This is a genomic window from Klebsiella oxytoca, from assembly GCF_009707385.1.
In the GTDB taxonomy this organism is placed as follows: Bacteria; Pseudomonadota; Gammaproteobacteria; order Enterobacterales; family Enterobacteriaceae; genus Klebsiella; species Klebsiella oxytoca_C.
The window spans coordinates 4,713,127-4,725,339 of sequence record NZ_CP046115.1 but is presented as its reverse complement, the minus strand read 5'-3'; the positions used below and the strand labels follow the sequence as shown (position 1 = coordinate 4,725,339).

The 12,213-nt window shown below is 58.2% G+C and carries 14 protein-coding genes and 1 pseudogene; 4 read left to right on the top strand and 11 right to left on the bottom strand.

The window, feature by feature from the left end; translation table 11 throughout:
- Positions 1 to 84: 84 nt before the first annotated feature.
- Positions 85 to 1,098: a tRNA (adenosine(37)-N6)-threonylcarbamoyltransferase complex transferase subunit TsaD gene (gene tsaD, locus GJ746_RS22010; protein WP_032729227.1), complete on the top strand. Its 1,014-nt coding sequence runs from the start codon at positions 85 to 87 to the stop codon at positions 1,096 to 1,098.
- Positions 1,099 to 1,145: 47 nt separating this feature from the next.
- On the opposite strand, the gene GJ746_RS22005 is transcribed toward tsaD, so the two are convergent.
- The 8 genes from GJ746_RS22005 to GJ746_RS21970 all read right to left on the bottom strand — a co-directional run bounded on the left by GJ746_RS22005 (position 1,146) and on the right by GJ746_RS21970 (position 7,851).
- The gene (locus GJ746_RS22005) at positions 1,146 to 2,753 is read right to left on the bottom strand and encodes a purine-cytosine permease family protein (protein ID WP_154682100.1); all 1,608 of its coding nucleotides are present in this window, start codon (positions 2,751 to 2,753) and stop codon (positions 1,146 to 1,148) included.
- Between the two features lie 151 nt (positions 2,754 to 2,904).
- Entirely contained in the window at positions 2,905 to 3,522 is a 618-nt protein-coding gene (gene ureG, locus GJ746_RS22000; protein ID WP_154682099.1) for an urease accessory protein UreG, read from the bottom strand.
- Between the two features lie 8 nt (positions 3,523 to 3,530).
- Positions 3,531 to 4,205 (bottom strand): urease accessory protein UreF, encoded by a 675-nt coding sequence (locus tag GJ746_RS21995; RefSeq protein WP_154682098.1) that lies wholly within the window; start codon positions 4,203 to 4,205, stop codon positions 3,531 to 3,533.
- Entirely contained in the window at positions 4,206 to 4,679 is a 474-nt protein-coding gene (ureE, locus tag GJ746_RS21990) for an urease accessory protein UreE (protein WP_154682097.1), read from the bottom strand.
- 9 nt (positions 4,680 to 4,688) lie between these two features.
- Complete coding sequence (ureC, locus tag GJ746_RS21985; RefSeq protein WP_154682801.1) at positions 4,689 to 6,392, bottom strand: urease subunit alpha; 1,704 nt, start codon at positions 6,390 to 6,392, stop codon at positions 4,689 to 4,691.
- On the bottom strand, positions 6,385 to 6,705 hold the full coding sequence (locus tag GJ746_RS21980) for an urease subunit beta (protein ID WP_004105889.1): 321 nt from the start codon (positions 6,703 to 6,705) through the stop codon (positions 6,385 to 6,387). Before GJ746_RS21980 ends, ureC begins: the two co-directional genes overlap by 8 nt.
- A 9-nt stretch (positions 6,706 to 6,714) precedes the next feature.
- A complete protein-coding gene (locus tag GJ746_RS21975; protein ID WP_004105887.1) occupies positions 6,715 to 7,017 on the bottom strand; it encodes an urease subunit gamma in 303 nt (100 codons plus the stop codon).
- A 9-nt stretch (positions 7,018 to 7,026) separates the two neighbouring features.
- Entirely contained in the window at positions 7,027 to 7,851 is an 825-nt protein-coding gene (locus GJ746_RS21970; RefSeq protein ID WP_154682096.1) for an urease accessory protein UreD, read from the bottom strand.
- Between GJ746_RS21970 and GJ746_RS25470 the strand changes: the two are divergent.
- Positions 7,841 to 7,924, top strand: a pseudogene (locus tag GJ746_RS25470) (short-chain dehydrogenase); the annotation flags it as partial. The gene GJ746_RS21970 and the pseudogene GJ746_RS25470 overlap by 11 nt on opposite strands.
- A 105-nt stretch (positions 7,925 to 8,029) precedes the next feature.
- Here the strand turns inward: GJ746_RS25470 and plsY are convergent.
- Complete coding sequence (gene plsY, locus GJ746_RS21965) at positions 8,030 to 8,650, bottom strand: glycerol-3-phosphate 1-O-acyltransferase PlsY (RefSeq protein WP_154682095.1); 621 nt, start codon at positions 8,648 to 8,650, stop codon at positions 8,030 to 8,032.
- Between the two features lie 203 nt (positions 8,651 to 8,853).
- Here plsY and folB point away from each other — a divergent pair, with 203 nt between their 5' ends.
- Together folB and bacA are read left to right on the top strand one after the other, a co-directional pair.
- A complete protein-coding gene (gene folB / locus GJ746_RS21960; protein ID WP_154682094.1) occupies positions 8,854 to 9,237 on the top strand; it encodes a bifunctional dihydroneopterin aldolase/7,8-dihydroneopterin epimerase in 384 nt (127 codons plus the stop codon).
- Positions 9,238 to 9,438: 201 nt separating this feature from the next.
- Positions 9,439 to 10,260 (top strand): undecaprenyl-diphosphate phosphatase, encoded by an 822-nt coding sequence (bacA, locus tag GJ746_RS21955; protein WP_154682093.1) that lies wholly within the window; start codon positions 9,439 to 9,441, stop codon positions 10,258 to 10,260.
- Between the two features lie 11 nt (positions 10,261 to 10,271).
- On the opposite strand, the gene GJ746_RS21950 is transcribed toward bacA, so the two are convergent.
- Together GJ746_RS21950 and GJ746_RS21945 are read right to left on the bottom strand one after the other, a co-directional pair.
- Positions 10,272 to 11,513, bottom strand: a complete 1,242-nt coding sequence (locus tag GJ746_RS21950; RefSeq protein ID WP_154682092.1) for a multifunctional CCA addition/repair protein — start codon at positions 11,511 to 11,513, stop codon at positions 10,272 to 10,274.
- Positions 11,514 to 11,573: 60 nt separating this feature from the next.
- Positions 11,574 to 12,194: a TIGR04211 family SH3 domain-containing protein gene (locus GJ746_RS21945; protein WP_154682091.1), complete on the bottom strand. Its 621-nt coding sequence runs from the start codon at positions 12,192 to 12,194 to the stop codon at positions 11,574 to 11,576.
- Positions 12,195 to 12,213: the final 19 nt, after the last annotated feature.

Below are 12,213 nucleotides of genomic sequence, written 5' to 3'. Positions count from 1 at the left end.
TTCCTGCGACCTGAAATTCTTAGGGTATACATCAACCGGCATTGGTCCTAAACTGCGCGGTATTGAAATGAGGTAAAACTAGCCATGCGTGTACTGGGAATTGAAACATCCTGCGATGAAACCGGCATCGCCATTTATGACGACGAAAAAGGTCTGTTAGCCAACCAGCTGTATAGTCAGGTGAAATTGCATGCTGACTACGGCGGCGTGGTGCCTGAACTGGCCTCGCGCGACCACGTGCGTAAAACCGTACCCCTGATTCAGGCGGCGCTTAAGGAAGCAGGGCTGACGGCAAAGGATATCGATGCCGTTGCCTATACGGCGGGTCCAGGCCTGGTTGGCGCGCTGCTGGTCGGCGCGACGGTCGGTCGCTCGCTGGCGTTCGCCTGGAACGTTCCTGCAATCCCGGTACACCATATGGAAGGGCATCTGCTGGCGCCGATGCTGGAAGATAATCCGCCGCAGTATCCGTTTGTCGCGTTGCTGGTATCCGGCGGCCATACCCAGCTGATTAGCGTCACCGGTATTGGCCAGTATGAGCTGCTGGGAGAGTCGATTGACGACGCTGCGGGGGAAGCCTTCGATAAGACGGCTAAACTGCTGGGTCTGGATTACCCCGGTGGCCCGATGCTGTCAAAAATGGCCTCTCAGGGCACCGAAGGGCGCTTTGTTTTTCCGCGCCCGATGACCGACCGTCCCGGGCTGGATTTTAGCTTCTCTGGTCTCAAGACCTTTGCCGCGAACACCATCCGCAGCAACGGCGATGACGATCAGACCCGCGCCGATATCGCCCGCGCGTTCGAAGACGCGGTCGTGGATACGCTGATGATCAAGTGCCGCCGTGCGCTGGAGCAAACCGGCTTTAAACGGCTGGTGATGGCGGGAGGCGTTAGCGCTAACCGTACGCTGCGCGCGAAGCTGGCGGAAATGATGAAAAAGCGCGGCGGGGAAGTCTTCTACGCCCGTCCTGAATTCTGTACCGATAACGGCGCGATGATTGCCTATGCGGGGATGGTTCGTCTGCGTTCGGGGGCAAAAGCGGAGCTGGGCGTCACCGTTCGTCCGCGCTGGCCGCTGGCTGAGCTTCCGGCGGCATAATTTCTGCGGTTTCACAGGCCGACGTCCTGTCGGCCTGCCTTCTCGACTTATTCCATACTCTTACACAGCGAGCAAATCGCCCCCTGATGCTTATGCGAATGCATCACGTCAGGACGTTCGTACTCTTCCCGGCAGCTCAGGCAGCGGTAAACGGTGATCGACGCATTACCCTGCGCATCGTAGCGCGGCTCGGCGATACCGTCATCGTGCTGTTTAATGTAATAGCGCCCGCGGGTGGCGATTCCCATGACCGGCGTCATGACCAAAGCCACCGCCAGCGCGATCGGCGGCGAGAACGGCGCCAGGGTGTCGCCTAACAGGCCAAAGAAGGCGCTAATGGAGAGTCCGGCCGCGAGGGCAAAAGAGACTACGCCTACCGGGTTGACGTTGTAGATCATCCCGCGGCGGTATTCCGGCTGCGCCGGGGCCAGCTTCAGCACCCCTTTATTGACGGTGATATCGGTGGCGACCACCACCACCCAGGCGATGGCAAAGTTGGAATAGAAGCCGAGGATCCACGCCAGAGCGCTGAACATGTCGCCTTCCATCAGGGCGAGAGCGATAGTCAGGTTGACGATGACGAAAATAATTCGCCCCGGGTAGCGTTTGGTAGTGCGCGTCCAGGCGCTGGTCCACGCCAGCGAACCGGAATAGGCGTTAGTGACGTTAATTTTAATCTGCGAGATAACCACCAGCACCACGGCGAGGATGAGCGCCAGCCAGCCGGGGACGAGGTTATCGAAGACGCTGACGAACTGCTGTACCGGTTCGGTATTGTGCACCGCCGGGAAGTGGGTTAGCAGATAGAAGCCGAGAAAAGCGCCGATAATCTGCTTAATCGCACCCAATACCACCCAGCCCGGGCCGGCAGAGAATACCGCCAGCCACCAGCTTTTACTGTTTTCCGCGGTCTTCGGCGGCATAAAGCGCAGGTAGTCGATCTGCTCGCCAATCTGCATGATCAGCGACAGGCATACTCCCGCGCCGAGCATAATGGCGGTTAAATCTACCGTTGCGGCGTGGTTTTTACCGGCGAAGCTCATAAAGCCGTCTACCAGATCCGGGTCTTTGGCGATAAGCCAGACCACCGGAACCACCATCAGGATCAGCCACAGCGGCGTCGTCCAGACCTGAAGGCGAGTCAGCGCTTTCATGCCGTAGACCACCAGCGGCAATACCATCAGGGTGGCGATGAGGTAGCCCATCCACAGCGGGATCCCTAAGCCCACCAGCAGCCCCTGGGCCATAATCGAGCCTTCGAGGGCGAAAAAGATAAAGGTAAATCCGGCAAAGATAATGCTGGTGATCACCGAGCCAAAGTAGCCGAAACCGGCGCTGCGGGTGATTAAGTCGAGGTCGATGTTATAGCGCGCGGCGGTTATCGCCAGCGGGATACCGGTGAGAAAAATGACCAGCGCCGCCAGCAGGATGGCATAAATCGCGTTAGTGGTGCCCCAGGCCATGCCGATGCTGGCGCCGATAGAAAAGTCGGCGAGGTAGGCGATGCCGCCTAATGCCGTCACCGCGACAACCCCAGGACCCCAGCGGCGAAAGCTCAGCGGGGCATAGCGAAGAGTATAGTCTTCCAGCGTCTCTTTTGAGCCGGAGGCGCTGGATTGCGCAGGTAAATCAGTTTTTATATCCAGTGATGACATCGTCATTCCTTAATAGTCAGGCATGACTGGAATTAGCAAACCTTATGCCACATCGCAGGGCAGGTGCTTTCAGGGCTTCGGAGAGAGGATGACTAAAGAGAGGGCAGGAGATGCACCATCCCGACATCTGTGCGCCGGGATGGTGCAGGGGCTACTTGCTGAGCATGCCCTTGTCTTCGATAAAAGCGATGATATTTTGCAGGCCGTCGCCGCTTTTCAGGTTGGTGAAGCTCCACGGACGTTCGCCGCGCATGCGTAGGGTATCGCGCTCCATCACCTCAAGGGAGGCGCCCACGTAGGGTGCAAGATCGGTTTTGTTGATCACCAGGAAGTCAGATTTGGTGATCCCCGGCCCGCCTTTGCGCGGGATCTTTTCCCCTTCCGCCACGTCGATGACGTAGATGGTGAGATCCGCCAGCTCCGGGCTGAAAGTGGCGCTCAGATTATCGCCGCCGCTTTCCACAAAGATCAGATCGAGATTGCCAAATTTTTCGCTCAGCGCTTCCACAGCGGCCAGGTTCATCGATGCGTCTTCGCGAATGGCGGTATGCGGGCAGCCGCCGGTTTCGACGCCGACAATTCGCTCAGGCTCCAGAGCTCCAGCCTCGGTAAGAATGCGCTGATCTTCTTTGGTGTAGATGTCGTTGGTGACTACCGCCAGCTGCCAGGTGTCGCGCATGGCTTTGCAGAGGGCTTCCAGCAGTGCGGTTTTTCCGGAGCCGACCGGGCCGCCGACGCCAACGCGCAGCGGTTGTTTAATCGTGTTCATACCTTCTCCTAAGAACGGAATAATCGGGAATACTGGGTTTCGTGCCGCGCTGAAGCGATAGCCGCAAGCGGCGTCGCCGAACCGATGGCGTCGTCCGGGGTCGCCAGGGCGCTGTCCATGTCCGCCGCATAGCGGTCGCACAGGCGCAGAATCAACTGCTGTGCTGCCTGCTGGCCGAAGGGCACCAGCTTGACGCCCGCCATCACCGCGCTTTCAATCCAGCTATAGCCAAGGCTCAGGGCCAGCTCAGGAATGGCTATCTGCCAGCGTACGCCAAGCCACGCCATGCCGGTTAACTGGCTTTGCTGGCACAGCCTGCGCCACTCGGGCGGGCAGTCCGGCTGCCAGTCAGCCAGCAGCCGGGTGAAGGCCGCGCCGCGATTGCGTTCTTCATCGCGCAGCTCACGGGTTTCCCGACAGGCGAGCAGATAAGCCGTCCAGCGCTGCGCTGAGGCCAGATCGCCCGCTTCGCAGGCCCGGTAGAGCCGGGCAAACAGCGGCAGGTCGACGGTAAAAAAGCTCTGCTCCATCTGCCGCAGCTGCCAGCGCTCAAAGGCGGCGGTATCCGGGACCCAGCCCGCCTCCACCGCCCACTCCAGCCCCTGGGACCAGCTGTAGCCGCCAACCGGGAGGCTGCTGCTGGCAAGCTGCATCAGGCGCAGACGTTTTTCCGGCGTCGGCATTTAGTGACTGTGCTCATGATGGTGGTGATGATGATGATGGCCGTGCGACTCGCTGGCGTAGGCGCCGGCTTCCGGTTCAAACGGCAGATGCGCGAAATCCACGGCCAGGCCAAACTGGCGCAGCATATTGTCCAGTACGTGGTCATGATGGTAGCGCAGTTCGCCGGGCATGATTTGTAGCGGCACGTGGCGGTTGCCGAGGTGATAGCAGGCTTTCGCCAGCACAAAAGGGTCATCGCAGCGCACCACCGAAACGGCCTCATCGGCGGCGATGACCTCGACAAACTCGCTGCCGTTTTCGTTGCTGAGAATATCACCGCCGCGCAGCAGCAGGCCGCGAGGCAGCAGCAGGCCCGCCTGGCGGCCATCGTTGAGGGTGACTTTAATACGGCTTTTTACCCGTACGTCAATCGGCAGGGTAACGCTGGCCGTGGCCTGCGCTGGGGTCTCTACCCGCTGGGTCAAATAAAGCATTTGCGCTCCTTAAAACAGGAAATAACGTTGCGCCATCGGTAACACGTCCGCCGGTTCGCTGGTTATCAGTTCGCCGTCGATGCGCACCTCGTAGGTTTGTGAATCCACGGTGATATTGGGCAACAGGCCGTTGTGGTGCATATCGGCTTTTTGTACCGTGCGGCAGCCTTTCACCACCGCCGTCGCGCTGTGCAGGTTCAGCCGTTCAGCGACACCGTTTTCCGCCGCCGCCTGCGACAGGAAGGTTAAACGGCAGCGGTGACGAGCGCTGCCCAGCGCGCCGAACATCGGCCGATAGTGCACCGGCTGCGGCGTCGGGATAGATGCGTTGATGTCGCCCATCGGCGCCATGGCGATCATGCCGCCTTTGACGATCGTCGCCGGTTTGACGCCGAAGAACGCCGGGGACCACAGCACCAGATCCGCCAGTTTCCCCACTTCAATCGAGCCGACTTCGTGGGCGATACCGTGGGTCAGCGCTGGATTAATAGTGTATTTGGCGATATAGCGCTTCACGCGGAAGTTATCGTTATCGCCGCTCTCTTCCGCCAGCGGGCCGCGCTGAACTTTCATCCGGTGCGCCACCTGCCAGGTACGTAACACCACTTCGCCGACGCGACCCATGGCCTGCGAATCGGACGAGGTAAGGGAGAAGGCGCCCAGGTCGTGCAGGACGTCTTCCGCGGCGATGGTTTCCCGCCGAATGCGCGATTCGGCAAACGCCACGTCCTCGGCGATATCCGGGTCGAGATGATGGCAAACCATCAGCATGTCCAGATGTTCGTCAATGGTGTTGACGGTGTATGGCAGCGTCGGATTGGTCGATGAGGGCAGAATATTGGGGTGCGCGCAGGCGGTAATAATGTCCGGCGCATGGCCGCCGCCCGCGCCTTCGGTATGGAAAGTATGGATAGTGCGTCCGCCGATGGCCGCCAGGGTATCCTCAACGAAGCCGGACTCATTGAGGGTGTCGCTGTGCAACGCGACCTGCACGTCCATTTCGTCGGCCACGGTCAGCGCGCAGTTGATTGCCGCCGGAGTCGCGCCCCAGTCTTCGTGAATTTTCAGGCCGATAACCCCGGTCGCGACCTGCTCACGCAGCGCATCCGGATTTGAGCCATTGCCTTTACCCAGCAGGCCGACATTGACCGGCAGGCTGTCCGCAGCCTGGAGCATCCGCGAGATGTACCACGGCCCAGGCGTACAGGTTGTGGCGTTAGTTCCCGCCGCTGGACCAGTCCCCCCGCCAATCATGGTAGTGACGCCGGAGACCAGCGCTTCTTCCGCCTGCTGTGGGCAGATCCAGTGAATATGCGTATCGACGCCGCCGGCGGTGACGATCTTGCCTTCCGCGGCAATAATTTCCGTGGCCGCGCCGATCGGGATCGTGACGTTGGGTTGAATGTCCGGGTTGCCGGCTTTGCCGATCGCGAAGATCCTTCCATCTTTGACGCCGATATCGGCTTTGACGATCCCCCAGTAATCGACGATCAGGGCATTAGTCAGTACCAGATCCACGCACCCGGCGGAAAGCATCTGCCCCTGTCCCATACCGTCGCGGATCACTTTACCGCCGCCGAATTTGACCTCTTCGCCGTAGGTGGTTAAGTCATCTTCGACCTCGATCCACAGCTCGGTGTCCGCCAGGCGAACTTTATCGCCGGTGGTGGGGCCGAACATGTCGGCATAGGCCTGACGTGAAATCTCACTCATCATTTGCCTCCAGCTCACCCATTATTTCGCCGCGAAAACCGTGCACTACGCGGGCTCCGGCCAGCGCTACCAGTTCCACCTCGCGCTTTTGGCCCGGCTCGAAGCGCACTGCGGTTCCGGCGGCGATATTCAGGCGATAGCCCGTCGCTTGCTGGCGATCGAACTTCAGCGCCGGGTTGACCTCGGCGAAGTGATAATGGGAACCGACCTGAATCGGCCGGTCGCCGTGATTTTCAACGATAATGCAGCAGGTAGCCCGGCCGACGTTAAGCGCTATCTGGCCCGGTTTAACCTGATATTCTCCTGGGATCATCGCGCTACCTCAGATTATCGGGTTATGGACGGTAACCAGCTTCGAGCCGTCGGGAAAGGTGGCTTCGACCTGGATATCGGGGATCATTTCCGGCACGCCTTCCATGACCTGCTCGCGGCTGAGGACGTGGCGCCCTTCTTCCATTAGCTCTGCGACGCTTCTGCCATCGCGTGCGCCTTCCATAATAAAGGCGCTAATCAGGGCCACGGATTCGGGATAGTTCAGCTTCAGCCCGCGGGCCAGGCGACGCTCCGCCACCAGCGCGGCGGTAAACAGCAACAGCTTGTCTTTTTCTCTGGGTGTCAGTTCCATAGCGTTCTCTTAAGTCAACCAGATTCGGGGAGTTAGCGGAGTTTTGCCGGTCAGATGCGGGCGCATAAACTGCCAGATATCACGCATTACCCGCTGGCAAAGCAGATTGTCATCACTTAAAAAGCGTACCGTCAGCAAGCCGTCGGTGAGCGTGGCGCCGGCGTAGTTTGCCAGCGGCGTAAGCTTTTCGCGTACGCCTTCCAGTAGCGTTTCGTTCGCCGGGTAGAACAGCATCGTTCCCACCCACGGCTGCTGCGCGACGCAGGCCAGCTCTCCATCGGCCAGGCTCAGGCGCTCAATCAGCAGCGGAGAGCCGTCGATCCACACTTCCAGCCGATTGGTGAGCGCGCCGTGGCTAAAGGATTCGCCGATGACCGGACGGCCAAGACACAGCAGGTCCCAGGCCAGCAGCGTGCTGGAGGAGGTGAGGTGAAACACGGTGTGCAAAGCGGCGTTGGCGCCGGGAAAGAAGATCGCATCCTGCGGCAGCCACTCGAGCGTCGAGTTTTCGGCCAGCGTCATGGTTTGTTGAAGCCGCGCCTGCGCGCCGCTGCTGCGATAAAACTTGCTGGCGCCGGGCATGGTGATCAGAGTATGGCAACCAGGCTCAATCGTGGCGCTGATGGCCAGTTCATCGCCGCCGACGATACCGCCGGGCGGATGAAGCAGATAGAGGTGGCAGATCCCTTCTTCGGGATAAAACGGGCGCTGAACGGTGAGGGGACCGACATGACGACGAGAGGCGAGCGTGGTTTTCCCGCCGAGAAGCTGGAACTGCAGGTCCAGCGTGGCCTGCCAGCCTTTTTTATTCTGTGGTAACACGGTGCCGTGCAATGTCGCGCCCCTGCAAAATCAAGATAAAACAGCAGCGAAGAGTATTGATCGGGGGGGGATCATCCCGGTCATATGAAAAGCTTATGCCCGTCATACTTCGAGCAGCGGCTGCGTGAGCGCAGCCGAATTACCTGGGGCTCAATTGACGCCTTGTCACGAAGTTGCGTCGAAGCAAAGGTTATTTCTGCTCCGGCGTTTTGTTCTTCTTTTTGAAACGAGTCCAGATACGGGTTTCCTGGCGCCGCCACAGACGCTGAATGTTGTCGTGATGGCGTAGCAGAATCAGGCATGAAAGCATCGATACCGGGAAAGTATACTGCGGTTTGAACCACCAGACATAAAATGGCGCAATCAGCGCGCTGACGATCGCCCCCAGCGAGGAGTAGCCGCTGAGCAGAATAGTGAGCAGCCAGGTCCCGGCCATCACGCCGGTAAGATCCCAGCCAATAGGCGCAATCGCGCCGAAGGCAGTAGCCACGCCTTTACCGCCGCGAAAATGAAAGAACACAGGCCAGATATGGCCGACGCAGGCGGCAATCGCCACCAGACCGAGCCAGAACGGCGTCAGGCCTAATGCCCATGCCCCCCACACCGGCAGCATGCCTTTCAGGACGTCAAAAATAAGTACCGCTACGGCTGCGCCCTTACCGCCAATTCGCAGGACGTTAGTCGCCCCTGGATTGCCGGAACCGCTGTCTCGGGGGTCAGGAAGGCCAGCGAGACGGCAAACAAGAATGGCGCTGGAGATTGAGCCGCAGAGGTAGGCGAGGATAACCAGTCCTGGCGCGATTGCACTCATCAGCTGTTCCATTTTGAAAGTGTCGTTTGATCCCCTGCGCACTGGCTTGCCCGGACGCATAGCCTCGCTATGTTCCTGGAGCCTTGCCACGTCGCTGTCTTCCGGCAACGCAAATTATTTAGGGGATGTCTTTGCATCTGTGGATAATACGCATAATTGGCCGGAAGTGGTATCCGGTTTAGCCAAAAAGCAGGCAGGTCGTGATGGATATTGTATTTATAGAGCAACTTTCGGTAATCACCACTATTGGGGTTTACGACTGGGAACAAACCATTGAACAGAAGCTGGTGTTCGATATCGAAATGGCGTGGGATAACCGCAAAGCGGCAGCCAGCGATGATGTCAGCGATTGTCTCAGCTATGCCGATATCAGCGAGCTGGTTATCAACCACGTCGAGGGCGGGCGCTTTGCGTTGGTAGAGCGCGTGGCGGAAGAAATTGCCGACCTGCTGCTGGAAAATTTTCAATCTCCATGGGTTCGTATTAAAGTCAGCAAGCCTGGCGCAGTAGCCCGGGCGGCCAACGTTGGCGTCATTATTGAACGTGGCCTTAATCTGAAACAAAACTTTTCAGGTCATACTCGTTAAACAAATTGCGTTTATACCGGTCATAGAATCCGGCTATCAGGTTATTTTTCTTGCCGTATTGTCCCTGGCAGCGCTCGAAATCTTTGCGTACAACCTGTACGCTCCCGTTTCTGCGCGCTGCCTGAGGCCAAATAATTACGCCTGCTAGCGCAGTTCTTCGTATCTGGTTTTTTTCATTTTACTTTTAAAGGGTTTAATTGGATGAGCGATATACACTCGCTGCTGGTGGCGGCAATATTGGGTGTGGTGGAAGGTTTAACAGAATTTTTACCTGTTTCCAGTACTGGCCATATGATTATTGTCGGGCATCTGCTGGGTTTTGAAGGCGATACCGCAAATACTTTTGAAGTAGTGATTCAGCTGGGTTCGATTCTCGCGGTTGTGGTGATGTTCTGGCGCCGCCTGTTCGGTCTTATTGGTATTCATTTTGGTAAAAAACCTGTTCATGAAGGCGAAGGCAGCGGCCGTCTGTCGCTTATCCATATTCTTTTAGGAATGATCCCGGCGGTGGTGCTGGGGCTGATTTTCCACGACTCCATCAAGTCTCTGTTCAATCCGATAAACGTGATGTATGCGCTGATTGTGGGCGGCGTGCTGCTGATCGCGGCGGAAGTGCTGAAGCCAAAACAGCCGCGCGCGGTGGGCATAGATGATATGACCTATCGTCAGGCGTTCGTGATTGGCTGCTTCCAGTGCCTGGCGCTGTGGCCGGGATTCTCGCGCTCCGGGGCAACAATTTCCGGTGGGATGCTGATGGGCGTGAGCCGCTATGCGGCCTCTGAGTTCTCTTTCCTGCTGGCGGTGCCGATGATGATGGGCGCAACCGTGCTGGATATGTACAAGAGCATTGGGTTCCTGAGCGCCAGCGATATTCCGATGTTTGCCGTCGGTTTTGTCACGGCGTTTATCGTTGCGCTGATTGCGATTAAAACCTTCCTGCAGCTGATTAAACGTATTTCGTTTATCCCGTTCGCCATTTACCGTTTTATCGTGGCGGCAGCGGTTTACGTGGTCTTCTTCTAAGCGGCCGGCCCTCAGTCCTGTGGCTGAGGGCAACGCTTTTCTTTCCACTCTGCGACGGCCTGAATCCGCCGACGCGTCAGCTCTTCACGAATCTCAATTCCCTGAAAACCTTCCGCAACAACCTCTTTTGTTGAGACCGCCCGGGCCACATCCCAGGCTTCCAGCAGCAGGCGTCCCTGAGGGTAATCGCGGGCTTCGAAGCCGGTACGTCCGCGCACGTCGGCTTCGCTGGTTAAGGCAATTTGCCTGACCCGCTGTGGCTTGCGCCAGGCATCGATATTATCGAACAGCTTAACCAGCGTTTTGGGCTGCAGCATGGGTAGGGTGTGGATCAGATCGTGAAATTCAGCGACCAGTTTTGCCAGGTCGCGGAGATCGTTTGGTACCCGCAGCCGGTTGCAAAGCTGTTCGACCAGCTTTACGCCTGCCGGACCGTGGCCATGGTGACGCGGCCAGAGCTCCTTCGGCGTCAATCCTTTCCCCAGGTCGTGACATAGCGTCGCGAAACGCACGTCGACTTCCGGTGAAAGCATCGCTGCCATGGTGACGGTCATCAGAGTGTGCAGCCCGGTATCAATTTCCGGATGCCATTTTGCCGGAGCCGGTACGCCATAAAGAGCGTCGACTTCCGGGAATAGCACCTTGAGCGCACGGCAGTCGCGTAAGGTCTGGAAGAAAACCTGCGGGTTGCGGGTGGTAAGGGCGCTTTCCGTCTCTTTCCACACCCGCTCGGGCGTAAGGTGCGCAAGCTCACCGGCATCGGTCATCGTGCGCATCAGCGTCATGGTTTCATCGGCGATGCGGAATCCCAGATGCGCGTAGCGGGCGGCAAACCGCGCCACGCGCAGAACGCGTAACGGGTCTTCGCTGAAGGCGGGCGAAACGTGGCGCAGCAGACGCTGGCGTAAATCGGCCTGGCCGCCGTAGGGATCGATAATCTCACCATCGGCGTCCTGGGCCAGCGCGTTGATGGTCAAATCGCGACGCAGCAGATCTTGTTCAAGAGTGACGTCGGCAGCGGCATAGCAGGTAAAGCCGGTATAGCCGGCCCCGGATTTTCGCTCGGTACGCGCCAGGGCATACTCTTCGCGGCTTTGCGGATGAAGGAACACGGGAAAATCGCGGCCTACCTGCTGGTAGCCCGCGTCGAGAAGCTGCTGAGGCGTGGCACCCACCACAACCCAATCTTTATCCTTAACCGGTAGTCTTAATAACGCATCCCGCACTGCACCACCGACCAGATAAACCTTCACGCCTTACTCTCCCGTCTTCATTTTCTTACGATGATACGTAAGTCTGGCAGAGAAGACGAATTAGTTCATCCAACGGTCTTTGCGTTTACGGCTCGGCACCAGGTGCGGCAGCACCAGACCGAGAATCAGGCCGACGCCAAGCACGCCGCCGCCGTACATAAACCACTGCATGATAATGGTGCGCTGTTTGTCATCAAGCTGCAGATTAGCGGCATTGACCTTCTTCTGTGCGACAACCAGCTCGTTTTTCAGCTTTTGGTTCTCTTCTTTCAGGCCGTTGATGACGGCATCGCTACCAGCAACCTTCTTCTGCATGTCCGCCGTGCGCTGGTTCCAGGTGGTATCTATGTTGTTCAGTTTATCGGTCAGGGTTTTGACCTGGTTTTCCAGATCCGGTACGCGGGTGCGCAGGCTGGGCTCGTTGCTCAGCTCTTTCAGTGGGATCCAGGCAGTACGGCCGCTGCTGTCGCGTACCTGAGCATAGCTCGTGCTGTCGTTGGTCTGCAGCACGGCGACTTCTTCCCCGGCGTTGATGGTTCCGACAAGGCGATAGTTATCACCCGGACCGCTGCGAACCCAGGTATTCAGTTCATCTGAAACGTAACGCTTTTCTTCCGCGTGAACCGCCGTGGCGGCGCTCAGCGCCAGCAAAGTCAATGTAATAAGGCGTAATTTTGGCATCAGGTCATCGTTTGGTCAT

Coding starts and splice junctions, on each gene's coding strand:
- tsaD (WP_032729227.1), top strand. CDS start 85: ATGCGTGTACTGGGAATTGAAACATCCTGCGATGAAACCGGCATCGCC.
- ureE (WP_154682097.1), bottom strand. CDS start 4,679: ATGCTTTATTTGACCCAGCGGGTAGAGACCCCAGCGCAGGCCACGGCC.
- GJ746_RS21975 (WP_004105887.1), bottom strand. CDS start 7,017: ATGGAACTGACACCCAGAGAAAAAGACAAGCTGTTGCTGTTTACCGCC.
- folB (WP_154682094.1), top strand. CDS start 8,854: ATGGATATTGTATTTATAGAGCAACTTTCGGTAATCACCACTATTGGG.
- bacA (WP_154682093.1), top strand. CDS start 9,439: ATGAGCGATATACACTCGCTGCTGGTGGCGGCAATATTGGGTGTGGTG.
- GJ746_RS21945 (WP_154682091.1), bottom strand. CDS start 12,194: ATGCCAAAATTACGCCTTATTACATTGACTTTGCTGGCGCTGAGCGCC.
- ureC (WP_154682801.1), bottom strand. CDS start 6,392: ATGAGTGAGATTTCACGTCAGGCCTATGCCGACATGTTCGGCCCCACC.
- GJ746_RS21980 (WP_004105889.1), bottom strand. CDS start 6,705: ATGATCCCAGGAGAATATCAGGTTAAACCGGGCCAGATAGCGCTTAAC.
- ureG (WP_154682099.1), bottom strand. CDS start 3,522: ATGAACACGATTAAACAACCGCTGCGCGTTGGCGTCGGCGGCCCGGTC.
- GJ746_RS21995 (WP_154682098.1), bottom strand. CDS start 4,205: ATGCCGACGCCGGAAAAACGTCTGCGCCTGATGCAGCTTGCCAGCAGC.
- plsY (WP_154682095.1), bottom strand. CDS start 8,650: ATGAGTGCAATCGCGCCAGGACTGGTTATCCTCGCCTACCTCTGCGGC.
- GJ746_RS22005 (WP_154682100.1), bottom strand. CDS start 2,753: ATGTCATCACTGGATATAAAAACTGATTTACCTGCGCAATCCAGCGCC.